Source organism: Niallia sp. Kr1, from assembly GCF_050389805.1.
Lineage (GTDB): Bacteria > Bacillota > Bacilli > Bacillales > Cytobacillaceae > Bacillus_BD.
The window spans coordinates 4070364-4096141 of sequence record NZ_CP130945.1; the positions used below are offsets into that span (position 1 = coordinate 4070364).

The 25778-nt window shown below is 37.7% G+C and carries 24 protein-coding genes; 5 read left to right on the top strand and 19 right to left on the bottom strand.

Features of this window, described 5'->3' with window-relative positions:
* Positions 1-31: 31 nt before the first annotated feature.
* Complete coding sequence (gene citZ, locus Q5760_RS19960; RefSeq protein ID WP_428909357.1) at positions 32-1150, bottom strand: citrate synthase; 1119 nt, start codon at positions 1148-1150, stop codon at positions 32-34.
* A gap of 452 nt (positions 1151-1602) precedes the next feature.
* Complete coding sequence (locus Q5760_RS19965) at positions 1603-2061, bottom strand: DUF441 domain-containing protein (protein WP_428909358.1); 459 nt, start codon at positions 2059-2061, stop codon at positions 1603-1605.
* A gap of 168 nt (positions 2062-2229) precedes the next feature.
* Here Q5760_RS19965 and ytvI point away from each other — a divergent pair, with 168 nt between their 5' ends.
* Positions 2230-3351 (top strand): sporulation integral membrane protein YtvI, encoded by a 1122-nt coding sequence (gene ytvI / locus Q5760_RS19970; protein ID WP_428909359.1) that lies wholly within the window; start codon positions 2230-2232, stop codon positions 3349-3351.
* Positions 3352-3381: 30 nt separating this feature from the next.
* On the opposite strand, the gene Q5760_RS19975 is transcribed toward ytvI, so the two are convergent.
* The 8 genes from Q5760_RS19975 to dnaE form a co-directional block, all read right to left on the bottom strand.
* Positions 3382-3768 (bottom strand): FxsA family protein, encoded by a 387-nt coding sequence (locus tag Q5760_RS19975; RefSeq protein ID WP_428909360.1) that lies wholly within the window; start codon positions 3766-3768, stop codon positions 3382-3384.
* Between the two features lie 184 nt (positions 3769-3952).
* Positions 3953-5713: a pyruvate kinase gene (gene pyk / locus Q5760_RS19980; protein WP_428909361.1), complete on the bottom strand. Its 1761-nt coding sequence runs from the start codon at positions 5711-5713 to the stop codon at positions 3953-3955.
* Positions 5714-5735: 22 nt separating this feature from the next.
* Entirely contained in the window at positions 5736-6695 is a 960-nt protein-coding gene (gene pfkA, locus Q5760_RS19985) for a 6-phosphofructokinase (RefSeq protein WP_428909362.1), read from the bottom strand.
* 267 nt (positions 6696-6962) lie between these two features.
* On the bottom strand, positions 6963-7940 hold the full coding sequence (gene accA, locus Q5760_RS19990; RefSeq protein WP_428909363.1) for an acetyl-CoA carboxylase carboxyl transferase subunit alpha: 978 nt from the start codon (positions 7938-7940) through the stop codon (positions 6963-6965).
* Positions 7934-8800: an acetyl-CoA carboxylase, carboxyltransferase subunit beta gene (gene accD, locus Q5760_RS19995; protein ID WP_428909364.1), complete on the bottom strand. Its 867-nt coding sequence runs from the start codon at positions 8798-8800 to the stop codon at positions 7934-7936. Before accD ends, accA begins: the two co-directional genes overlap by 7 nt.
* Positions 8801-8983: 183 nt before the next feature.
* On the bottom strand, positions 8984-9550 hold the full coding sequence (locus Q5760_RS20000) for a FadR/GntR family transcriptional regulator (protein ID WP_428912643.1): 567 nt from the start codon (positions 9548-9550) through the stop codon (positions 8984-8986).
* Positions 9551-9629: 79 nt separating this feature from the next.
* On the bottom strand, positions 9630-10859 hold the full coding sequence (locus tag Q5760_RS20005; RefSeq protein ID WP_428909365.1) for an NAD(P)-dependent malic enzyme: 1230 nt from the start codon (positions 10857-10859) through the stop codon (positions 9630-9632).
* A 139-nt stretch (positions 10860-10998) separates the two neighbouring features.
* Positions 10999-14121: a DNA polymerase III subunit alpha gene (dnaE, locus tag Q5760_RS20010; protein ID WP_428909366.1), complete on the bottom strand. Its 3123-nt coding sequence runs from the start codon at positions 14119-14121 to the stop codon at positions 10999-11001.
* A gap of 385 nt (positions 14122-14506) precedes the next feature.
* Between dnaE and Q5760_RS20015 the strand changes: the two genes are divergently transcribed.
* Both Q5760_RS20015 and ytrI read left to right on the top strand, forming a co-directional pair.
* A complete protein-coding gene (locus Q5760_RS20015; RefSeq protein ID WP_428909367.1) occupies positions 14507-14845 on the top strand; it encodes a YtrH family sporulation protein in 339 nt (112 codons plus the stop codon).
* Entirely contained in the window at positions 14842-15348 is a 507-nt protein-coding gene (gene ytrI / locus Q5760_RS20020; RefSeq protein ID WP_428909368.1) for a sporulation membrane protein YtrI, read from the top strand. The genes Q5760_RS20015 and ytrI overlap by 4 nt, the downstream gene beginning before the upstream one ends.
* A gap of 758 nt (positions 15349-16106) precedes the next feature.
* Here the strand turns inward: ytrI and Q5760_RS20025 are convergent.
* The 3 genes from Q5760_RS20025 to Q5760_RS20035 form a co-directional block, all read right to left on the bottom strand.
* Complete coding sequence (locus tag Q5760_RS20025; RefSeq protein ID WP_428909369.1) at positions 16107-16985, bottom strand: IS3 family transposase; 879 nt, start codon at positions 16983-16985, stop codon at positions 16107-16109.
* Positions 16982-17281, bottom strand: coding sequence for a transposase (locus tag Q5760_RS20030; RefSeq protein WP_428909370.1), 300 nt, complete (start codon positions 17279-17281; stop codon positions 16982-16984). The genes Q5760_RS20025 and Q5760_RS20030 overlap by 4 nt, the downstream gene beginning before the upstream one ends.
* Before the next feature lie 453 nt (positions 17282-17734).
* The gene (locus tag Q5760_RS20035; protein WP_428909371.1) at positions 17735-18691 is read right to left on the bottom strand and encodes a DHH family phosphoesterase; all 957 of its coding nucleotides are present in this window, start codon (positions 18689-18691) and stop codon (positions 17735-17737) included.
* Positions 18692-18843: 152 nt separating this feature from the next.
* Between Q5760_RS20035 and Q5760_RS20040 the strand changes: the two genes are divergently transcribed.
* A complete protein-coding gene (locus tag Q5760_RS20040; RefSeq protein ID WP_428909372.1) occupies positions 18844-19146 on the top strand; it encodes a YtpI family protein in 303 nt (100 codons plus the stop codon).
* Positions 19147-19506: 360 nt separating this feature from the next.
* Here the strand turns inward: Q5760_RS20040 and Q5760_RS20045 are convergent, their stop codons facing one another.
* From Q5760_RS20045 to Q5760_RS20060, 4 genes are all read right to left on the bottom strand, one after another.
* Entirely contained in the window at positions 19507-20823 is a 1317-nt protein-coding gene (locus Q5760_RS20045) for a DRTGG domain-containing protein (protein ID WP_428909373.1), read from the bottom strand.
* Positions 20824-20969: 146 nt separating this feature from the next.
* The gene (locus Q5760_RS20050; protein WP_428909374.1) at positions 20970-21218 is read right to left on the bottom strand and encodes a hypothetical protein; all 249 of its coding nucleotides are present in this window, start codon (positions 21216-21218) and stop codon (positions 20970-20972) included.
* A 100-nt stretch (positions 21219-21318) separates the two neighbouring features.
* Positions 21319-21999: a metal-dependent hydrolase gene (locus Q5760_RS20055; RefSeq protein WP_428909375.1), complete on the bottom strand. Its 681-nt coding sequence runs from the start codon at positions 21997-21999 to the stop codon at positions 21319-21321.
* A 15-nt stretch (positions 22000-22014) separates the two neighbouring features.
* Positions 22015-22749, bottom strand: coding sequence for an MBL fold metallo-hydrolase (locus tag Q5760_RS20060; protein WP_428909376.1), 735 nt, complete (start codon positions 22747-22749; stop codon positions 22015-22017).
* Between the two features lie 224 nt (positions 22750-22973).
* Here Q5760_RS20060 and yhfH point away from each other — a divergent pair, with 224 nt between their 5' ends.
* Entirely contained in the window at positions 22974-23108 is a 135-nt protein-coding gene (yhfH, locus tag Q5760_RS20065; protein ID WP_428912644.1) for a protein YhfH, read from the top strand.
* 157 nt (positions 23109-23265) lie between these two features.
* On the opposite strand, the gene hemY is transcribed toward yhfH, so the two are convergent.
* Both hemY and hemH read right to left on the bottom strand, forming a co-directional pair.
* A complete protein-coding gene (gene hemY / locus Q5760_RS20070; RefSeq protein ID WP_428909377.1) occupies positions 23266-24705 on the bottom strand; it encodes a protoporphyrinogen oxidase in 1440 nt (479 codons plus the stop codon).
* 23 nt (positions 24706-24728) lie between these two features.
* Entirely contained in the window at positions 24729-25664 is a 936-nt protein-coding gene (hemH, locus tag Q5760_RS20075; protein WP_428909378.1) for a ferrochelatase, read from the bottom strand.
* Positions 25665-25778 lie beyond the last annotated feature (114 nt).

Genomic DNA, 25778 nt, shown 5'->3' on the forward strand with positions numbered 1-25778 from the left:
AAATCATAGGATTACTTAATCTTAAAAAAAATTAGATCCGTTTTTCAATAGGAACGTATTCTTGCATTCCAGGTCCAACGTACTCAGCTCTTGGACGTATTAATCGGTTATTTTCATATTGTTCTAAAATATGAGCCAACCAGCCAGAAACACGACTAACAGCAAAGATTGGTGTAAATAAATCATGGTCAATCCCTAAACTATGATATACAGATGCTGAGTAAAAGTCCACATTTGGCGGCAATTTCTTTTCAGAAGTTACAATATTTTCAATTTTAACTGACATATCATAATACTCAGGCTGACCTGTAAGAGTAGTCAACTTTTGAGACATTAGCCTCAAATGTTTTGCACGGGGATCTCCATATTTATATACACGATGTCCAAAGCCCATAATTTTCTCTTTCCTGATTAGTTTTTCACGAATATATGATTCTACATTATCAGGCGTTCCTATTTCTGTAAGCATTTTCATAACCGCTTCGTTTGCACCGCCGTGTAAAGGACCTTTTAAAGCACCAATCGCAGCTGTAATACCAGAATAAACATCGGATAACGTCGCTACACATACCCTAGCTGTAAAAGTAGAAGCATTCAACTCATGATCAGCATGTAAAATTAAAGCCTTATTCATCGCTTCTTCAGCAATTGGAGCAGGCTTTTCCCCTGACAACATATATAAGAAATTAGCTGCAAAGCTTAAATCCTCTCTTGGTTCAACCGGCTCTAATCCTTTACGGATACGGGCAAATGCTGCAACGATGGTTGGCATTTTAGCTTGTAAGCGAATCGCTTTTCGATAATTGGCCTCTGGGTCCATTTGATCTGCTTCAGGATCAAAGAGTGCTAATTGAGAAACGGCAGTTCTAAGGGCTGCCATCGGGTGCACTTGGTCTATAGGATATGACTTAAATCCATCAAGAACACCTTGAGGAAGTTCAGCACTTTTGGCAAGTTGTTGTTTGAGTTCGATTAATTGTTCATTTGTAGGTAATTTTCGATGCCATAATAAATAGATTACCTCTTCAAAACTAGCATTCTCTGTTAAATCGTCAATATTATAGCCTACATATGTTAATGTATCATTAATGATCGAACTAACTGAGGATGTAGCCGCAACAACACCTTCAAGGCCACGTGTAACTGTCATATAAATCCTCTCCTTTTAAATAAAATTCCTCTTAAATAGACTCTGTGAAACTCGGTTGTTGATATCCGTTTTCAGCACTTCGCTTACAGCGGGAAACGCTTGAGCCTACCGCACCTTCCACTACAATCAACAATAGTCTGAAATCAACATGATCCTAAAAAGCACAGCGTTTAAACAGAATCCCCTACACGAATTACATTATCATTTTATTCAGTTAAATAAGAATTATCAGAAATAATTACCAGAAAGCATTCTATTAGTCTTATTATTCGTTGATGATGATTGTTGAACACCGCTCTTCTATAGGATATTGAGCGGATGTTCAATATAACGCAATAAAGAAACTGCTTTCAAAAAAGGTAAACAAGTTGAATATACATTTTTTATTATATACAATTATCTGACTTTACACAATTTTAAAATTTAAATTCGTCATAAAAAATGATAAAATCTTATATTAATTGAACGATTTTCATGGCTAAATACGCGATTCCGGCGCCAATTAATGGACCAACCGCTACGCCTTTAAAAAGTGCCACCGAAATAATCGTTCCCAGAACAAGGGCTGTCGTAATATGTGGATCCTTTGCGAGTAAGATCACTCCACCTTTTGCTAATAATGCAACAGCTATTCCAGATATTAAGGCAATCCAAGCAAAAGAAGATTTAAAAGCTCCTAGCAAATCTTTAAAGCCGATATCTCCACTTGCAATTGGAGCCAAGACAGCAATGGTGATGACAGTCACTCCCCAATTAATACCTTTGGACTGTAATACTGAAAAAACTTTCGAATCAACATTAAATAATTTTATAAGTATTAATATAGCAACAGCAATAATGAGCGATTGGTTTTTGGCAATCAAACCAATTCCTAATAATAATAACAAAAATAGTGTAGCTTGTGAGAACACAAATGTGCCTCCCTTCATACGTCTTTATTATTTTATCATACCTTTTTATGTTCATAAAAGTGTTTTGAATAAAACTTATAAGTTTCTGATAACTTTATTTACAATATGGGTAACTTGCATTATGGTCAAAGTAGTAAATTTATATTAAGAAAAGAGAGGTGACTTCATTTGAACCGTCTTTATATCAATCGGATGTTTAGATTCTTATTCATCCTTGGAATAACAATCGTTTCTATCATATGTATTTTTTACCTAACGAAGGTGACCTATCCATTTATTATTGGATTGGCAATTGCTTTTTTTATTAATCCGCTTGTGAATTTTTTCCAAAGAACATGCCGTATACCGCGAGCCTTATCGGTTATCCTCGTTTTAATTATTGTGTTTGCTCTTTTTGCTGGTTTGATTACTTTATTAATCGCCGAGATCGTTTCTGGTGCAGAGTATTTGGCAAAAGTCGTTCCTCATCAATTAGAAACACTTATCTCTCATTTAGAATTTTTATTTGTTTCACAGATTCTCCCCCTATATAATCAGTTAGCAAGCTTAGTAAATGACTTAGGGAGCGGCAGTCAGGAAACCCTTGTTAATAACATTCAAAATGTCGGTGGCACGATTGGAAGTTCAATTGGAAGCTTCATTCAGAAGTTTTTTGAATGGATTCCGACCATGCTTTCATGGTTTCCAAATGCAGCAACAGTGTTAGTTTTTTCGTTACTTGCTACTTTTTTTATAAGTAAGGATTGGGACCGATTATCGCAATTAGGGAAAAAGTTTGTACCCAAACAAATGAAAAAAAGTGGGAGAACCGTCTTTGTTGACCTAAAAAAAGCGCTATTCGGATTTTTAAAAGCGCAATTAACACTTATTTCAATTACTACGGTCATTATTTTAATTGGGTTAATCATCTTGCGCGTAGACTACGCCATCACCATTGCTCTCATTACGGGTTTAGTCGATGTTCTTCCTTATTTGGGGACGGGATTAATCTTTGTTCCTTGGATTATTTATGAATTCATTACAGGGGATACGATGATGGCGATTGGACTTGGGGTTTTATATCTTGTTGTTCTGGTTCAACGCCAAGTGATGGAACCAAAGATTCTATCCTCTAATATCGGTATGGACCCGCTTGCGACTCTAATTTCCCTATTTGTAGGCTTTAAACTCATTGGGTTCTTAGGATTGATTATTGGTCCTGTCATCCTTGTTATCCTTACCACTTTACATAAAGCCAATGTATTTCGCGATTTGTGGATTTTTATTAAGGGCGAGGATATTCAAGCATAATAGGAGGGCTGTCCACAAAGGACAGCCCTCCTATCTAATAATCGTTATGGATCTTCTATTTACCCATTTTTGCAGCATTTTCATTAAAAATGGTTTGACAATGGTTCGTGTAAACGGAATTAAAAGAATTAACCCTATTAAATCTGTAATGAAACCTGGTGACAGTAGCATAATCCCACCGATTAATATACAGACACCATTTACAATCTCTTCATTTGGAAAGATTCCATTTTGAAATTGTCTTTGAAGGTTTCTCATCGTATTTAACCCTTGTTTTTTAGCTAAATACGCACCAAACACTCCTGTCAAAACAATTAATAAAAAAGTAGGCCAGATTCCAATTGTTTTTCCTGACAATAGGAGCACCGTTATTTCCAACGCAGGGATTAAAATAAATAATAAAATGGCGATTCTCATAAGACCACTCCATTTTGAAAAATAGGCTTCGCTTAGTTGTTGATCTCTGTTTTAGGCACTCGCTTTATGGCTTTATTTGGTAGCCACAGGAGTCTTCGTGCTTTCCATCAACATTTCCCATTAACACAGCCCAAAAAATAAAAGGAGGCTAGAATGCCTCCTTTAGATTATAGCATATACAGGTTTAGATCACACTTGCATGACCATTATAGATAACTCCTCTTTGAGCATCTACTGTAATCTCTTGACCGTCTTTTAAGATGTTTACGGCATCTTCAACCCCAACTAATACTGGGATTCCTAAATTCAATCCAACGACAGCAGCATGACATGTAAGTCCGCCTTCTTCAGTGATAATCGCTGCACATTTTTCAATAGCCGGAACCATATCCTTATGTGTTCCCTTTGTAACAAGGATAGAACCTTCCGTCACCTTTGCAAGAGCTTCTTCTGCATTCTTAGCAATGACTACTTTTCCGTAAGCAGATTTACGTCCAATTCCTTGAGCTTTTGCTAAAATATCTCCTACAACGTGAATTTTCATTAAATTAGTAGTTCCTGATTCACTAACAGGGACTCCAGCCGAAATCACGACTAAATCTCCATAGTTCACATAACCGCTATTTAAACTTTCATCTACTGCATTATCAAGCATTTCATCTGTAGTGCCCGATTTTTGTCCTAATATCGCATAGACTCCCCATACTAAAGCTAATCTTCTTAATACATGATCATTCGCAGTTACGGCAACAATCGGTGACTTTGGACGGTATTTAGAAATCATTCGAGCCGTAAATCCGCTCTCTGTTGCAGTGATAATCGACTTTGCATCTAAGTTTAATGCAGTATGAGCAACCGATTGACCAATTGCATCCGTAATTGTGCATTCATTATCTTTACTATGAGAAGATAATAATTTTTTATGATCCAATGCGGATTCTGCACGAGAAGCGATGTTATGCATCGTTTGAACAGCTTCGACTGGATAACTTCCTGCAGCAGTTTCTCCAGAAAGCATAATCGCGTCTGTTCCATCAAAAATCGCATTCGCTACGTCACTTGCCTCTGCACGAGTAGGGCGAGGATTACGCTGCATGGAATCAAGCATTTGTGTTGCTGTAATAACTGGTTTACCAAATTTATTACATTTTTTAATTAAGTTCTTTTGTACAAGAGGTACTTCTTCAGCAGGGATTTCAACACCTAGATCCCCACGTGCAACCATTAATCCTTCAGATACTTCAAGGATTTCATCAATATTGTCTACCCCTTCTTGGTTTTCGATCTTAGGAATAATATTAATATACTCTGCATTATTTTCTTCTAGTAAACGTCTGATTTCAAGTACATCAGAAGCTCTGCGGACAAATGAAGCAGCGATAAAATCTACTTTTTGTTCGATCCCAAATAGAATATCATTTGCATCCTTTTCTGTAATCCCAGGTAATTTTACTGATACACCAGGTACGTTAACACCTTTTTTATTTTTTAATGTTCCACTGTTTAAAATTCTAACATGGATATGACCTTTCTCTTTATCGATTTTTTCAACTTCAAGACCGATGAGACCGTCATCTAAAAGAATTCTTGAACCGATTGTTATGTCATCAATTAACCCTTCATATGTAACTGAAAACATTTCTGGTGTTCCTTCTACTTCAGACATTGAGATGATTGTAGAATCTCCTGCTGTTAATTCAATGGAACCATTCAACATATTATTTGTACGAATCTCAGGTCCTTTTGTGTCTAGAAGAATCGCAATATTTTTACCCGTTCTTTTCGCTGCTTCACGGATATTTTTAATTCTTTGACCATGTTCCTCATGATCTCCATGTGAAAAGTTTAGACGAGCCACATTCATTCCGGCTTCCATTAGGGCAACCAATTTTTCTACACTTTCACTTGCAGGTCCGATTGTACAAACTATCTTCGTTTTACGCATTCCTTTTCCTCCTGTTGTCCATTTAAATAGAGAGTTGTTTTGATAATCGTAAGAGATCTAAATCGATGATATGTGATTCAGCTAATACCTTTGTAATATCACTATCAACCACTACATTGTTAAGAATCCCTACCGCTCTGCCACCTCTATTTTCCAATAACAATTCAACGGCACGAGCACCTAGACGGCTTGCTAGTACACGGTCATATGCCGATGGAGATCCACCACGTTGGATATGACCTAGAATGGAAACCCGGGTATCCATTCCACCGATTTCTTTAATTTGTTTACCAATTTCAGTACCGCTTGCAACACCTTCTGCCACAATAATAATACTGTGTTTTTTACCTCGTTCTTGACCTTTCTTTAAACGGTCGCAAATCTCATGGATGTCATAATTTTCTTCTGGGATGATAATGGTTTCGGCTCCTCCAGCAAGTCCTGCCCATAAAGCGAGATCCCCAGCATCTCTACCCATTACCTCAATAATAAAAGTTCTTTCATGAGATGTAGCCGTGTCTCTGATTTTATCGATGGCATCAATCACGGTATTTAAAGCTGTATCAAAACCAATGGTGAATTGAGTTCCACTAATATCATTATCAATGGTTCCAGGTACGCCGATACAAGGAATACCATGTGCGGTTAACGCTTTTGCTCCACGGTAAGAACCATCTCCACCGATAACCACTAAACCTTCAATACCTGCTTTTTTTAATTGTTCAACCGCTTGTAACTGAACTTCTTCCTCTTTAAATTCCGGAAGTCGTGCTGAAAGCAGCATCGTACCGCCACGATGAATAATATCGCCCACAGACCCTAAATTAAGTTGTTGAATATTCCCACTAACTAGACCAGCATATCCCCCATAAATTCCATATACCTCTACATCATGATAGATTGCTTTACGAACAACTGCCCTTACCACAGCATTCATTCCAGGGGCATCGCCACCACTAGTTAAAACTCCTATTTTTTTCATCGCATTTCCTCCATTAATATTTTGCCAAACATTATGTACTAAAACACAAAAAATATAGTAATATCTATAAAATATCATGAAGAATTTTTTATCTCAACAGGTTCTATCATTTGACGCTAATAGACGCAATTGTCATTAAAATGCAATCGTTTTCCTACGCTAATTCAAACTGAAGAACTTGGTGAAATAACTAAATAACTACGAAGAGAAAATAGGTAGAATAGGTTTCCTAAAATAGAGAAAAAACGTACTTTAAACAGTACGTTTTTAATTTACCCCGATAATATCTTTTAATAATGATATTTCACCAATTTGTTTAAATTTATTATAACGATGGTCCACTAATTGCTCAGAATCCATCTTTAATAATTCCTTTAAAGATCCCTTTAGCATATTTTCAATAGTAGCCGCTTGGGATTTAACATCTTTATGGGCTCCACCTTTGACTTCTGGAATAACCTCATCGACAACGCCTAGTTTTTTTAAGTCAGGAGCTGTAATTTTCATTGTTTCTGCCGCTTGCTTAGCAAGAGATGAGTCCTTCCATAAAATGGATGCTGCACCCTCTGGTGAAATAACCGAATAAGTTGAGTTCTCTAGCATCAATAAATGATTACCAACACCTAAAGCGAGTGCTCCACCGCTTCCTCCTTCACCAATCACCACACAAATGACAGGAACCGTTAAACCGCCCATTTCAAATAAGTTACGAGCAATCGCTTCACTTTGGCCACGCTCTTCAGCAGCTTTTCCAGGATATGCTCCTTTTGTATCAATAAAACAAATGATTGGACGCTTAAATTTATCCGCCTGTTTCATTAAACGAAGGGCTTTACGATAACCTTCAGGATGGGGCATCCCAAAATTACGACGAATATTTTCTTTTGTATCCTTACCCCGTTGTTGCCCAATCACCGTTACCGGTAATCCATGGAATTTAGCAATTCCCCCAACAATGGCTTCATCATCACCAAATAAACGATCCCCATGGCATTCAAAGAAATCAGTAAAGATAAGGGAAACATAATCTAGGGTTGTCGGGCGATTCGGATGACGAGCGATCTGCACACGATCCCACGGTTTTATATTCTCATAAATTTCCTTTTCCAATCTTACAAGTCGTTCTTCAAGCCGTGTGATTTCAGAAGTTAAATCAACATCGGATTTCTGTGTAAATTCCTTAAGATCGGTAATTTTTTGCCTTAGCTCCATAATTGGCTTTTCAAATTCTAATTCTCCTACCACTCTGGCACCTCCTTCTGTTGGTGAATATCCAATATCGTGGTCATTTGATCTTTTAATTCTAATCTTGGAATCACTGCATCCAATTGACCATGTTTCAATTGAAATTCAGCAGTCTGGAAGTCTTCTGGTAGCTCTTCACGAATGGTCTGCTCGATCACTCTCTTTCCAGCAAACCCGATTAATGCCCCTGGTTCTGCGAAATTATAATCACCTAGGGAAGCAAAGCTTGCTGAAACACCGCCTGTTGTAGGATGTGTCATAAAAGAGATAAACAAGCCGCCATGATCACTAAATCGTTTCAGAGCAACACTTGTTTTTGCCATTTGCATTAAACTCAAGATTCCTTCTTGCATTCTTGCTCCGCCAGATGCGGTAAAAATAATAAACGGTACAGATAGTTCGTCCGCTTTTTCAACGGCTAAAGTAATTTTCTCACCAACAACAGACCCCATACTCGCCATGCGAAAATGAGAATCCATGACAGCCACAACGACTTTCATTCCATTTACGTTTCCAATCCCCGTTACAATGGCCTCATTGAGTCCTGTTTTCTTTTGGTCCTTTTCTAGCTTTTCTTCGTACCCTGGGAAATTTAATGGATTGCCTGATACCATTCCTGCATTGATTTCCTCGAAGGTTTCCTCATCGATAAATGAGTGAATTCTTTCCCAAGCCGTCATCGGATAATGATACTGACAGTGCAAACACACTTTTAAGTTTTTATTTAGTTCTTTTGTATACATGATTTTTTTACAGTTTGGACATTTCAACATAATCCCTTCAGGAACATCCTGTTTAGATTTCTCAGAAGGAATAGTCGCGTATTTCTTCTTTTGCTTTGTAAAAATATCTTTAAGCAAGGTTGAACCTCCCTTATTATTTAAATTTCAGCCTCTAAAGGAAGCTCGTCTAAACAAAAAGAAGTAGCCCTTTACCAGCCATCTATGGGCTAATTATAGGAGCTAGTCTCTTTTCTCAGTTTAAAAAACTAACCTTAGTATAAAACTATAAAGGAATTGATGTAAAATCTTTGCTGTAATTTGTCAGCGATTATTCGACATTCCCTTTAATTTTTCATATACTTTCAATACTTTCTCTTGATCCTTTGAGGTTAAGACTTGGATAAATTGAATATAATCGGATTTTTGCAGTTTATCATCATGAAGAGCAAATGAGTCACTGAAGTCTTTTAAAATCAACCAGATCCTTAAGATTAAATAATTATCGGCTAGCTGGATGATTTTGACAAGAAAGTCATCAAGAGGAGTATCATCGTCCACCTCATCTAGAAGTCTATTCAAATGATCCTCTTTTAGCTGGCGATTTAAAACAAGAGATAAACAATCTTTTTCAATGAGTGTTTTCGTTTCAATTACATCTCGTTTGGATTTATCACCTTGTAAAATAAAGGTACTTAACAACGGAATTAACTGATGATCCTTAAAATCACGAATATAGGTCCCTTCGCCTCTTCTTGTTTCAATAAGCCCCAATAATTCTAACGCTCTTAACGCTTCACGAACAGAAGAGCGTCCTACATGAAGACGCTCGGAAAGTTCACGTTCAGAAGGTAATCGATCACCAGGGGTTAAACCATTATCTTCGATGATATGTTTAAGTTGTTTCACGATCTCAAGATATACCTTTGAATTGGTTTGTGTTGTAGTCACTTTATCAAATTCACTCGCCTTACCCAATACTAGAAAGTTTTCTCGTTTTTTCTTTTACTTCTTCAGGATCTACTTTTATACGGGCAACACCTGTTTCCATTGCAGCCTTTGCCACCGCTGCAGCTACAGCTGGTGCTACTCGTGGATCGAATGGTCCAGGAATGACATAATCCTCATGAAGGTCTTCCTCTGAAATTAAATCAGCAATAGCCCTCACTGCAGCAATCTTCATTTCTTCGTTAATATGTGTTGCTCTTACATCAAGAGCACCTCTGAATATGCCAGGGAATGCAAGAACATTATTTACCTGATTTGGAAAATCAGATCTTCCTGTGCCAACTACCTTTGCGCCAGCTTCTTTTGCAAGGCTCGGTAGAATCTCAGGGTTGGGATTGGCCATAGCAAAAATAATTGGGTTCTCATTCATTGATTTTACCATTTCGCTTGTTAAAGCACCTTCTGCTGAAACGCCAATAAACACATCTGCATCTTTAATAACATCTGATAAGCTACCCGTTTGATTTTGACTGTTTGTAAACTTAGCCACTTCATTTTTTACAGAATTCATGCCTACAGGACGACCTTCGTAAATTGCACCTTTTGTGTCACACATAATTATGTTACGAACTCCATACCCGTGAAGTAATTTAATAATCGCAATACCAGCCGCACCTGCACCATTAGCAACTACTTTAATTTCCGAAATCTTTTTCTTCACCAATTTCAATGCATTTACTAAGCCAGCAGCTGTAACAATTGCTGTCCCATGTTGGTCATCATGGAAAATCGGAATATTTGTTTCTTTTTTCAATCTTTCTTCAATCTCAAAACAATGGGGAGCGGCGATGTCTTCAAGATTCACACCACCAAAAGTCGGCTCTAACAGTTTAACCGTTTCGACTACTTTTTCTACATCCGTCGTGTTCAAGCAAATCGGAAAGGCATCTACCCCTGCAAAACTTTTAAATAATACGGCTTTCCCTTCCATAACCGGTAACGCTGCTTCTGGTCCAATATTTCCTAAACCTAATACAGCTGTTCCATTGGTTACAACTGCAACCATATTACCCTTCATCGTATATTCGTATACTGTCTCAGGCTTTTCGTAAATTTCCTTACAAGGCTCCGCAACACCTGGGGAGTATGCCAAACTCAAGTCTTTCGCATTTTGAACTGATACTTTTGATTTCGATTCAAGTTTCCCTTTGTTTTCCCTGTGCATATGCAAAGCTTCTTCTCTTAACGACACCTTTTCCACTCCCTCAAGACTTTTTATCCATGACAAACATCTCTTTTTCCACTGGTCTGACCAGTACCGTTCTTTTAAACAATATACCACACTAGCATATGATTTAGAAGAAAAAATAAGGATTGATGCAAAAATCTCGTTATACCGTTTCAAGTGCAGTGTCAATATTTTGAGCCATTTTCATGATTAACTGCCCTTTCCCATTACGGTTCTCCAATCTTCCTTGAATAAAAATAATCTTTCCCTTTTGCAAAATTGATCCCTGATTTTTTAATACATTTGGAAAAACAACCACTTCCATTTCTCCACTTTGATCACTGACGGTTAAGAAGGCCATTTGCTCACCTTTTTTCGTTCGGATTTTCTTTACCTCACTAATGTAAACAATGGACTTTTTAAAATCGGATTGATTCCGATCATATAAGGAATGGGCATGTAACTTTTCGAACCACTTTTCATACACGGAAACAGGATGATTGGATAAATAAAATCCAAGAACTTCTTTTTCCAATCGCAGTTTATCTTCTTCCCTTATCGGTTCAACCTCCATATATTTTGGTCTGATCGAAAATTCTACATCGATAAATAAATCACCTTGTTCCCCCTCCACAGGTCTTACTAAAGCGGCATGTTCCATCGCTACGTCAATACTTGCTAATAAAACGGCCCGATCCTCTCCAAATTCATCAAAACTTCCCGAACAAACAAGGGCTTCTAACGTTTTACGATTCACTGCTTTTTGGGAAATACGAATGCAAAAATCAAATAAATCGTTAAATGATTTTTCCTTGCGAACCCGGAAGATCTCTCTTAAAGCGACCATTCCAACCCCTTTAATGGCACCTAAACTATAACGAATCCCCAACTTTTCTGGGAAAAAGGAATACCCACTTTTATTAATCGAAGGTGGCAGAATGTTTATATTCATTTGCTTCATTTCACTAATATATTGACTGATTTTATCCTCATTTCCTGTGACAGATGATAAAAGTGCCGCCATAAAATGAATCGGATAATGAGCTTTTAAGTATGCTAATTGATAGGAAACGACACTGTATGCAACCGCGTGACTCCGATTAAATCCATAATCCGCAAACTTGACGATTAAGTCATAAATTGCATGAGCTAGTTTTTCTTCATACCCTAACTTTAGGGCACCTGCAACAAAATGGGCTCGCTCACGGTCAAGCACTTCTTTTTGCTTTTTACTTACTGCCCTTCTTAATAGATCTGCTTCACCTAGCGTAAACCCAGCCATCACAGCAGCAATCTGCATGATCTGCTCTTGATAGACAATAACCCCATATGTGTTTTCAAGGATTGGCTTAAGTATTGGATGTGGATAAATGACCTTTTCTCTTCCATGTTTACGATTAATAAAATGAGGAATATTTTCCATTGGACCTGGACGATACAGGGCATTTACAGCCACTATGTCCTCAAAACGACTAGGCTTTAATCGTGTTAATACATTCCGCATCCCTTCAGATTCAAGTTGGAATACCCCGGTCGTTTGACCAGAACTAATTAGTTGATAGGTTTTCTGATCATCTATAGGGATCTTTTTAATATTTATTTTCACACCGGATGTACGATGAATCGATGCAAGAATCGTTTCGATCAGTGAAAGGTTTCTTAACCCTAGAAAATCAATTTTTAACAATCCCAACTCTTCAAGATATTCCATTGAATATTGGGTTAAGTAGATTCCAGCCTGTCCTTGCCCAATCGGAATGACATTGACAAGCGGTTCTTCACTAATAACAACCCCTGCTGCATGTGTGGAAGTGTGTCTTGGCAACCCTTCTAGCTTTAGAGCGGTCTCAAATAATCGCTTATTTTGAGGAGATTCATTCACAAAATTTCTCAGGGCTTGTGACTCCTTATAAGCATCTTGAAGATTCAAGCCTGGTTTTGAAGGAATCATTCTTGATAAAACATCCAGTTCCTTTGTATTTAACCCAAACGCTCTTCCCACATCTCGTAATGCAGCTTTTGCCGCCAGCGTCCCAAACGTAATAATTTGTGCTACATGGAGTTCGCCATATTTTTTAGCAACATATTGAATGACCTCATCACGCCGATGGTCTGGAAAATCAATATCAATATCTGGCATTGAAATCCGTTCTGGGTTTAAAAAACGCTCAAACAAGAGACCATGCTCAATCGGATCCACATCAGTAATATATAAAGTATAAGCAACAAGTGAGCCTGCAGCAGAGCCCCTTCCAGGGCCAGTTAAAATTCCCGATTCTCGTGCGAACTTGATAAAGTCCCAGACAATCAAGAAATAATCACTAAACTGCATGTTTTTAATAATAGTTAACTCATATTGCAAACGTTGCTTGATTTCATCGCTTTGATTAGGGTAGCGCTCGGTCAACCCTTGCCAACATAGATCTGCTAGCATGCTATCCGCAGGTTTTCCATTCTCTGTAGGGAATTTAGGTAGTTTTGTTCTTTTTTGCTCAATCATGACATTACAAGCCTCTGCAATTTTTAGCGTATTTTCGAGCACTTCTGGTCGATCTGAGAATAGTTCAACCATCTCTTGGGATGTCTTCAAATAAAATTGGTCACTGTTAAGACGTTCATGATTTTCATCCTGTAATTTTTGCCCTTTTTTGATCGCTAGTAAACATTCATGGGGAAAGGAATCTTCCTGCTCCAAATAATAAACTTGATTGGTTGCAACCAATTTGACGCCGGAACTTTCCGCTATTTCTATTAATTTCTCATTTAGCGCAAGTTCTTCTTTTATTTGGTGGTTTTGCAGACTTATATAAAAGGAGTCACCAAATAATGTTTGATAAAGAGCTAATACTTTCTTCGTCCATTCTAATTCCTCTTGAATCATCGCCTGTTCAATCTCGCCTTGGATTCCAGGTGTAATCGCAAAGAGTCCTTCACTATAGTGCTTTAACCATTTGACTGGAATTCCTGTCGGAGATTTCGTTTGAACAGCACTCGTGATTTTCAATAGATTTTGTAAACCCACTTGGTTTTGCGCTAAAAGAACAAGCGGAAAAGCTTTATCCTTTTGCACTTCACTTATTACATCAACCGTTAAGCCGATAATTGGTTTCAAACCATGTTTTAGACATTGTTTATAAAAAGAAACAGCCCCATACATAACATTCCGATCGGTTAACGCTACAGCCTGAAATCCCTTTTGCTTTGCATTTACCACCAATTTCTCAATCGATGCCGTACTACTTAATAAACTATATGCGCTATATACATGAAGATGGATAAAAGACATGGAGACTCACTCACTTTCAAAACCGAAAAGCGGAAGCCCCTTGCTTAAGCAGAATATGGACTGCCTTGCACAGGATGTGCTGACATCGACGTTCGCAACAGGACGTTGCAGATTTTAGTCGATGTTCCTTCCCCTTTTGAGATAAAGGAAACACGATGAACACGCAGTGTGAATCGATGTTCACTTATCGTAGGGAGGGATGGGAAGTCCACTAGGCTCTAGGCGCTGGAGCTAGACCACTATCAATGATTAATATATATATCCTAATTATAAAGATATATCTAGAAAAAAGAAAATATGTTCCCTTCATCGTTTAATCATAATTGTATCAACTTGTCCATATGTTTATAAAGATAACACTTATTTTTATAAGGATGGGGATACGATGCAAGAACAGCCCTTTATTACACTCTTTTTTCAAAGTTACTTTATCGCTTTAGGCGTATTAATTGGTGGATCAATTATCGGTGGGTTTTCGGCTTTTTTAACAGGGAAGCCTCCCTTAACCGAAATTTATCGTCTTTCAAATATGATTCATATCTGGGCTATTGTGACGGCCATCGGTGGTACATTTGACGCTGTATCAACATTTGAAAGAGGCATCTATGAAGGACAAACGAAGGATTTATTTAAACAAATGCTCATCATCCTATCTGCTTTAGGCGGTGCACAAACCGGCTCACTCATTATTCAATGGCTAACACAGGAGCATACCACTTTATGAGAATACCACCCTATTATCGGAAACCAACTTGGCAGCAATTCTTCGCAGGTACCGTGATTGGCTCCATCATCAGTTGGTTTATCTTTTTATATATTTTTGGAGTATGGCAAGAGGAATATAGTAAGGAAATACAATTACAAAAAGATCGCATTGCCGAATTAACGGATGAGAAGAAAATCTGGCAAGAGGAATTTGAAAAGCTAAACAAAAAGAATCAAGAAAAATTAACGGTTCAGTCTGTTTATATTAAATTTACAAACAAGGATAAATATAAAGACTCCCTTGACCCTGTTAGTGTTTTACAAATGGAGGACCGAATTCGCGAGGACCTTAGGGTGATGATAGCAAAAGATATTGAAACCGTCTATAACAGCCGGGAGCTAATTAGAAGAACCATTGAAAATAAAATCATTAAAGCCAATGATAAACGCTATAAATTCAAGGTAAAAGAAATGACGATTTATACAACATTGTCAATTGAACTAGAAATTGAAATTGAATAACAAGAAAAGTTGTCTGCCTTAAAACAGTAACGTGTTCTCTTTTGAGATGCAAACAAAAAAGCACTGCTTAGGAATTCGCAATTAGTGATTATCCGATAGCTTTTACAGCTAGGCTAATGGAGTCTGATTTAAGCACGTCTATCGGTCTCCTTTCTTGAGTTTCTAGATAACGGAGTCCGTTTGAACTGGTCTATCGGACCCCTTTCTCGAGTTTCTGGAAAATAGAGTCCGTTTGAACTGGTCTATCGGACTCCTTTCTCGGGTTTCTGGAAAACAGAGTCCGTTTGAGCTGGTCTATCGGACTCCTTTCTCGGGTTTCTGGAAAACAGAGTCCGTTTGAGCTGGTCTATCGGACTCCTTTCTCAAGTTTCTGGATAACGGAGTCCGTTTGAACTGGTCTATCGGACTCCTTTCTCGAGTTTCTGGAAAATAGAGTCCGTTTGAGCTGGTGCACATGCTTCTGTCAAGTAGACAGTACCAAAGTGTCCTATATCTTTGCCTCAAGCACTATACTATCAATACGTTGAGCTTAAGCCATATCCACCACCCTTGCCAGTCATTTGGGTTCGTGGTGTAAGTAAAGTGGCGAATTGGAGAAAATAAAGCTATAAAAGCTCTCCAATCGCGCACACAGCGTACCACGAACCAGCTCTTCTAAGCTCTCTCTGGTCGGGGCCCGATACCCAACACAGCGAATCACTAAGAAGAGGTATTCCAGGCAAGGGCAAGCAGCTCCGCTGTGGTTCCCTGCGTGTCTCTTAGCTTGCATATTGTTTGATATATTTTACAGGACTCGTTTGTAATTTTGTATTAATTCGGCTATGATTAAAGTAATGGATATATTCGGATGCCGCATTTTGGACTTCGAATGCAGTTTCTGCATCTTCAAAAAAGCATTTTACTTCACATTTGAAGTGGCTAAAGAAGTTCTCAATGGGTGCGTTGTCCCAGCAATTGCCTTTGCGGGACATAGATGGGGTGAGGCCCATCTTTTTGACACGCATTTGGTATCCAGCGTTTGTGAATTGTACGCCTTGATCACTATGTAGAATGGCGCCTTTCACAAACGCTTTTTCTTTTAAACGATCTAACGCTTCGTAAACCAGCTCTAAATCTTGGCGATGACTAATTGCATACGCCACGATCTCGTCATGAAATAAATCTTTAATCGCACATAAATAGATATGTTTATTTGGTCCTTGTTCTACTGGTAAGTAGGTAATGTCAATCGTAAACTTCATTCCCGGTTTGTTTGCGTGAAAGTTTCGATTTAATATATTGGGGACTTTAATATTGACCTCATTACTCTTGATATAACGCCTTTGGCGAATTTTACAACGAATACCATATTTCCTCATAATTTTAGAAACACGTATCTCTCCAACCTCAATGCCATATTCTTCTTTTAATGCCATTTTCATTCTGTTTCTACCTAACGTTCCGCGGTGCTTATGGTGTAGTTTAATGATATAGTTGTACAGCTCTTCATCCCTTTGTGCTTGCACACTACCTCCACCACGTTTTTTCCATTTGTAATAACCAGAACGAGATACGTTAGTTAATTGAACTAATAGCGTAACGGGATAATCTTTTGAGTTTGCTTCGATAAAGGCAAATTCTACTTCTTTCTGCTTCACATCCTTTCCAGCTCTAACAGCTTTTTTAAGTATTCGATCTGTAAGGCCTGTCTTTCGATGATCTCATTTTTTGTTTCCTCTTCATTTCGTTTTTGCTTACCTATGCTCTTCATCCCTCTTGTATCTTTTAATGCCTCATATCCTCCTTCGCGCACTTTATTTACCCAACGATTCGCTACACGAGGGGCGCTGATGTTATATTCTTTTATCAAGTCTCGGATTGAATGCCCCTCGAAATATTTTTCAACTACTGTTTTCTTTAATTCGTAACTGTATCTTTTTTGTTGTCTTGCCATATTCATCTCCCACCAATATCTATCTTTTTCTACTATAAGGTTATCAAATGAATAGGACACTTTCTAAGATTGTCTACTTTATAGATACAATATCATGGTCTATCGGACTCCTTTCTCGAGTTTCTAGATAACGGAGTCCGTTTGAGACGGTCTATCGGACTTCATTTGTCAAATACCCGATTGAGTTGTCCGTATCATCAATAATAACATCCAAAACGACATCCACTTTAGCTCCCGAAGCAGTATATCAAGAATTTTTTTCTTTACTTGCTATTTGAATTGTTTTTCTTATACAACTATATGATCAGAAGCCTGATAAATTAACATTTATCAGGCTTCTAAAGTTGTTGCAATATATTATTTGTAGTTAGGATACTTAAAATGTATTAAGCCTCCTTAAAGAGAACCACCCGTTCGATTTTACGCATGATACTTTTATTAAATTAGTTCAAATCATTCGAGATGATCTTGTCCAAATGGAGCACATAATTCTTCCACTTGTTGGACAACGGCCTTTGCATCGTCCCAGGAATAAATGGATGCGCCTGCTGCTAACGGGTGACCGCCACCTTTAAAGTTGCGGGCAATCGTATTAATAACAGGACCTTTTGAACGGAATCGAACCCGAATTTGGTCCTGTTCTTCAATAAAGAAGACCCATGCTAAAATTCCTTTAATATTCCCTAAAGCTCCTACTAACAGGGATGCCTCTGAAGGATTCGCATCAAACTCTTGAAGCAATGCCTTCGTTAATTTAACATAGGCTACCCCATTTTGTCCTATTTCATAATTCAGCAGAATATATCCATTCAATTTGACAATATTCGGGTTTAGATTGTACATACCTTCATAGATTTCTGTTCTCGAAAAGTCATAATGAATGAGTTCACCCGCATAGGTAAAGGTTTTTTTACTTGTACTTGGATATAAAAATCGACCAGTATCCCCAACAATTCCTGCATACAATAAACGCGCAGCAGCATCAGACATTTTCAATCCTTTATCTTTTCCATTTAAATAAAATTCATAAATCATTTCACTCGTTGAACTTGCATTCGTATCAACCCAAAGTAAATCACCGTATTGATCAACATTTGGATGATGATCAATTTTTATTAACTTCTCACCTAATGTATATCTTGAGTCATCGATCCGTGCTTGATTAGCTGTATCACAAACAATGACTAATGCTCCTTGATATGTTTCATCAGAAATTTGATCAAGTCTACGTAAGTAATGAAGCGTTTCTTCCTCTTTTCCAACTGTATAAATAGATTTTTCTGGAAACGATGCTTTCAGTACTTCTGCTAATCCCCCCTGTGATCCGTATGCATCTGGATCAGGGCGTATATGTCTGTGAATAATAATGGTTTCATAATCTTTTATGGTTTGGAGTATTTGATCTTTCATATTGTTCTCCTTCTTAAATGATGGTTATTTAATTAATAGCACAAAAAACGAGAAAGAAAAAGAATATAAGCTCCATTTTGGAAATTTTCAAATAAAGCAAGTACAATAGAATCTAATAATAGAGCTTAATTCAATAGAGCGGAGGGATCTGTTTGCCTTTTTTAGTCATTTTGATTGTTTTTTCATTTGCTTTTTATCTTTTTTATAAGACAAAATATGTTCGAACAAAATTGCCTGCAGAGAAGCGCTGGATTTCAGCAAAATCGAATATTGCCCTTGGTTCCTTTGTCGGTTTATTTGGAATTAATCAACTGTTTCTTTATCAAACCACCATTACCTACATTATTGCTGGAATCTTCATTATTCTTGGGGGCATCAACGTGTGGGGAGGGTTCAAGGCGTATAAGTATTTCTTGCCACTCGCAGCTAAAGAAGTTCAAGAAGCGCAAAAATAAGAAAGAGGTTTCTCTTTCTTATTACAGAATACTTTCGTTTTGAAGTTAGATTAATGTCTAGCGCAAGCAGCCATCCCCCTCTTTTCGTCACAAGCTTGTCTAGTGTCGGCTCCTAGGAACTAGGGTCATAAGCCAAGTACTTCTGAAGGCAAAAAACGCATTAAGAAGTACTCGCCTAGACCTGAGTCCCTGGACAGTCGCCTATACATTTCTTTCAATCCGTCAAGAAGATTAAAGAACAATCTTCATGCCGGCTCGTCTTGTGCTGGTCGGGGGTGAGCATATCAGGGAAAGCTTCCTTGAATTGGCTTCACAGGAACAAAAGACTTTTTGTTCCGAAGGCGCTTCCGCTTTTCTTATTTATCGATCAATATGCTGACACATCATTAATGCTTTTCCCACTAGGAGTCCCTCGTTATAAACTTCAATATCAATCTTTCCGAACTTTCGTCCAACCTCTAATACTTTTGGATGAATCTCAACAATACTGTCAATTTGAACAGGTTTTAAGAAGTAAATGGTGATGCTTTCAAGAACAAGATCACCCTTTTTATGAGCCTTTAACGCTTGATTTGCTGCCTCATATACGATTGAGGTAAAAACACCATACGAGATTGTTCCCAAATGGTTTGTCATTTGTGGAGAAACTTCGAAACGAAAGATATCATCTGATTTTGTTTTTCCCTTCATCAAACCAATGTTATTTGTGATAATATCATCAATTGTTTCACCGGCTTGCGGCTGTCTTTGATTCACCTGTAATGCTTTTAACACGTCTTGACGGCTGATTAGCCCTTCCAAACGATTGGATTCATTAACAACCGGAAGAATCTCAATACTTTCCCAAACCATCATATGTGCCGTGGAAGCAACACTTGTATTCTTATTCACTGTCATTGGGTTTTTGGTCATAATTTTTTCAATGGATATACTTCGTTCCACACCAATAATATCTTTTGAGGTGATCATCCCTTGTACCTTTAAATTTTGATCAACAACCGGAAATCTGCTATGACCTGTTTCTTTGTTTAACTCGTACCAATCAGAAAGCGTATTGTTCGTTTGCAAGTAATAGGACTTATCTAATGGAGTAAGCACATCTTCTACAAGAAGGATATCTTTCTTTATTAATTGATCATCAATCGCCCGGTTAATCATTGTCGCTGTTGTGAAAGTATCATAGCTAGTTGAAATGACAGGCATATCCAATTCATCCGCTAGTTTCTTCACCTGCTCATTAGCGTCAAATCCACCTGTAATCAATACTGCTGCTCCAGCAGTCAGTGCTAATTCATGGGCATCCGAACGGTTCCCAACAATTAACAAACTCCCGGCATCAATATAACGCATCATCGCATCCAACTGCATGGCACCTATGACGAATTTATTTAATGTTTTATGGAGACCTGTACGTCCACCAAGGACCTGACCATCGACAATATTAACCACTTCTGCAAACGTTAGTTTTTCAATATTTTCCTTTTTCTTTTTTTCAATCCGAATGGTTCCAACTCTTTCGATTGTACTAACAAAGCCTTTATTTTCTGCTTCTTTAATCGCACGGTATGCCGTGCCTTCACTCACTTCTAATGCCTTGGCAATTTGTCTGACAGATATTTTTTCACCGACCGGCAAATCATTAATATAATTTAGTATTTGTTCATGTTTCGTGGCCAAGAGTCTCACCCTTTATCTTAAAATAAAAATAATAGCTATTATCGTACACGTATCTGTTTATATTCTACTACCTCTATTATAAAGGTCTTGGCCATCTGTTTCAATTTTGTTTCGTTATCTGTTTCAATTTTATTTTCTCTTCTGTTTCAATGATAAGATCTTGATTTTACTCCTTTTCTTACCTTATAGCTACCTGTCTGTTGCTTTTTCTTTTTACTAGGAGTATATAACAAACCTGTTAGATTTCCTGCTATCACCATTAAAGCAAATAGCAGCCAAGCAATAGAAAAATAACCTTCTAGCCCAGGGCTGTTAATGGTTAGACGTGGAACGGCATAATACAGTAGAACTCCACTTAATAATAAGCAAATGAAATAACGATTCGTTTTAGTCAATCTTTCCACCCCTTTTCTTACTATCAATCTATGCGTACAAGCCTGAAATAATCCTTTAAAAACAAAAAATCGTACGAATATCGCACGATTTTTTGTTAGCTTATAATTCTATGAATTCACCTGGATTTAATACTTTCCCGTTTTTATTTTCAAGAAGTTCGATAAACTCTTTTGGATCCTGTTTAATTGGTGGGAACGTATTATAGTGAATAGGCACAACCGTCTTCGCACCAAGAAGTTTGGCGGCATACGCTGCATCTTCTGGTCCCATCGTAAAGTTATCCCCGATTGGTAAAAACGCTAAGTCTATCGGATGTCGTTCTCCAATTAATTTCATATCTGAAAATAGAGCCGTATCTCCAGCATGATAAATTGTTTTTCCTTCAGCCATGAATAAAATACCCGCTGGCATACCTAGATAGATGATTTGCTTGTCTTCTGTTTCAAAACCTGTTCCATGAAAGGCTGGGGTTAGTTTGACTTTACCAAAATCAAATTGGTAAGATCCTCCAATATGCATCGGATGCGTGTTTAATCCTTGCCAACTTAACCAATTCGCTAATTCATTATTGGTAACGACCAAAGAGCCATGTTTTTTAGCAAGTTGAACCGTATCCCCTACATGATCATTATGACCATGAGTTAACAGAATGACATCTGGTTTTACGTCATCAACCGATAAATCGGTTAATCCATTTCCCGTGATGAAAGGGTCAAAAAGAATCGTTTTTCCACCTGTTTCAACTTTTACAACAGAATGTCCGTGATAACTTACTTTCATCCTTTGTCCTCCTCCTTATAAGGTTACAGTTAAGCCAAATTGAGCCAATTGAATAGGACCTTTATAGATGGTTGCTGCCTCTTCCTTCAATTGCTCCAACCTTCCATAATGTGGGAGATGGGTTAAAATGAGTTGTCCCACACTTGCCACATTTGCTAATTTTCCGCTATCAAAACTTGTCATATGACCCGCATTCGAACCGTTTTGATCCCCATAAAAGTTACATTCACAAAGAAGGATATCAGCGTTTTTGGAAAAAGCAACGAGTTCTTCTTTAAATGAAGTATCTCCAGTGTAGATCAAGGAACGTCCCCCAGCTTCAAATCTCATAGCATAGCATTCAACTGGATGATTGGTCTTTTGAAAAGTAACAGAAAATGGTCCTACTTGTAATACTTCTCCAGGTTGATACGGAATTCCTTTTGTGACTTCTTTATATGTTAATACGGAAAATTTTTCAGCGTTTATGTCATGAGCATAAATGGGCAAATTGTCCATCTTTTTTCCTAGAAAGCCTTGAATTAATCTTGCGTGTTGTAATACACCAATGTCAGCGATATGGTCCGCATGATAATGAGAGATGATTACACCATCCAAATGTTCAGGCTCAAGAATGGTTTGAAGCTTTGATAGAACACCACTACCGCAATCAATTAATAACTTGAACCCCTCGTGCTCAAGGATATACCCTGCACTTGCTTCATTTGCTTTTGGATAACCACCCCAAGGACCAATAATCGTTAATTTCATCTCGCACCTCCATTTTCATTTTCTTCCACTGAACTATTATAGGAAAAATTTAGAAACAGTATAAGCTGTTATACACTATTTTTACGTAAGATAATTTGTATTAAAACAGTGTAAAATGTAAGAAAATTTGTATTAAAACAAATGTTGACAATATTTATCCTGTTATAATACAATTAAAACATCAAATGAAAGCCTATTCAAACATTCAAACTGGAGGGATACAAATGGTTAAAAATATTCTTGAATTCTTTAGAAATCTACCTAGTAAAAAATGCACAAAATGCGGAAAAGAAATAGAGGAACAGGCCGATTGCTACGGTAATACTTGTAACCATTGTATCGAGATTAACGATTTATAAGAATTAATATTTTTTATTTTTTATTTTCTTAATATTCTATATAACCACAAAACTCCATTCAGCCGAAAAATATTACGGCTGTTTTTTTATGTTTTTTTTCATACAGCCTTCATAATAAAAAGGAGTACAACATCTACTCGAGTTGTACTCCTTTTTTTTAGCCAATTTGGAATACGTCTTGTCCACTTTGATTCATCATGTATTGCATCACATTATTGACCGCTTCTTCACCTTGTTTTACACATGCAGATACACCTTCGCCATTGTAGGATTTACCAGCCAAGAAAATCCCTGGAAGTTCCTGTGTTAATCCTTGTTGGACCTTCTCCATTCGCTGCAAGTGACCTACGGTATATTGTGGGATAGAATTTGGCCATCTGGAAACAACAGATAATTCGGGACTACCACTTATTTTGAACGTATTCTTTAAATCCGCTAACACATTATTCACAATTTGATCATCGGATAAATCTACGACCACTTCTCTTCCAGCTCTGCCCACAAAACAACGATATAAGACCTTCCCTTGGGGTGTCGTATGCGGCCATACTTTATGTGCACATGAACACGAAGTAATCGTAGAGTCACTATTCCGAGATACAAGAACATTGGTGGCATCCATGTCCTTTTCAATAGCGTCTTTCGGAAAACCTAAAGCTACTGTCGCAATGGATGTTGCCGGGACACCCTTAAGGCTTTGGAGAAACGAATAATCTGAAAGAACACTATTAAGAGTTTGATGCGGAACCGCCATGATAATGCTATCGGCCATCATAATGTTTCCGCCATTTAAGACTACTTCATAGCGTTTGTTTCTTTTCCTAATTTTTTCTACCCGATATCCTAATTTTACACTTTCTGGATTCAACTTTTTTGCGATACCATCTGCAAAAGATTGCATACCTGTTTTAAAAGACAGGAACATCCTTGAATCGTTTAGAAACTCTTTTGACATCGGTAGAGACATTTTCTTCATTCCTAAAATAAGACTCCGGTATTTTTGCTCAATTTGGTAAAAATGAGGAAATAACGCCATCAAGCTCATTTTATCAATGTCCCCAGCAAAAACTCCTGATAATAAGGGCTCAATAAAGTTCTCTACCACTTCATCACCAAAACGATGACGAAAGAAAGTACCTAATGATTGATCAGATTCATGATGTGATTTGGGCAATATAAAATCACCAGCTGCTCGTATTTTTCCAGGGAACGAAAACAAATTCGTTTTCAACAATGGGCTTATATCAGTCGGAATTCCAATTACGGCACCACCCGGGATTGAATGAAGCTGTTCCCTAGCATAGATTAGCGTGCTAGTAGGTTTATTATGGACAAGCTGATCCCCTAGTCCTACTTCGAGAGCTAAGCGGGTGGCACTTTCTTGGCTTTCCAAGAAACAATCTGGTCCTCTTTCAATGACATATCCATTTCTTTTATACGTTTGCAATTGTCCACCTAGGCGATGCGATGCTTCAATCAACGTGACATCATACGGCAAGTGCTTTTCACGAACAGCCTTCTGCAAATAATAAGCTGCCGATAAACCAGTAATTCCCCCACCGATGATCACTATTTGTTTTTTATGTTCCAATTTCATCGCCTACTTTTAAAATAAGATAATCATTGTTGTATTTCTAATTTTTTTAAAACAATGGTTGCTAACGCATCAATAAATTGTGGATTCACATTAGGCATATCTGGTCGATAATAAGAAGCACCGATTTCCTCTGTGACCACCTTGCACTCATAATCATTGTCATAAAGAACCTCTAAATGATCAGAAACAAAGCCAACCGGAATATAGATAAAGGCCTGATACCCATTTTCATCATATAATTGTCTAGTAAGATCCTGAACATCAGGCCCTAACCATGGATCAGGGGTATTTCCCGCACTTTGCCAGCCTAGCGCATAATTTTTAACACCAGCTTGTTTAACAATTATTTCTGCAGTTTCCTTTAATTGCTCTGGATAGGGATCTCCCATGTTAATGATTTTTTCAGGTAAACTATGTGCTGAAACAATTAAGACATAATTCTGCTTCTCTTCCTCTGTCATTTTTTCAAATGTGATCGTTAATTGATCAACCCAATACTGAATAAATTTAGGTTCATCATACCAGCTCTCAATGCTCGTTATATGAGGACCTCCAAGTTTTTCAGCCTCTTCTTTCGCTCTCCCGTTATAGGATTGGATGCTAAAAGTAGAAAAATGCGGTGCCAGTACAATACTAACCGCATCTTCAATACCATCCTCATGCATTTTTTTGACAGCATCTTCAATAAACGGCTCAATATGTTTTAATCCTAAATACATTTTGAATTGGTATTGATCCTGTATTTGGTTTAATTGCTCTTCTAGTTTTTTAGCCTGCGCCAACGTTATTTCAGCTAACGGAGAACTTCCTCCAATTGCTTTGTATCTTCTTTTTAGATCATCAAGGGCCTCATCTGACGGCCTTCGTCCACGTCGAATATGGGTATAATACCGTTCAATATCAGATTCCTTATACGGTGTCCCATAAGCCATAACTAGAAGACCTATTGTCTTTTTCATGAAGTCATCATCCCTTCTAAGAAAAGCGCAAGCGCCTTCGGAACACAAAGTCTTTTGTTCCTATGAAGAAAATTCAAGGAAGCTTTCCCTGATGTGCTCACCCCCGACCAGCAC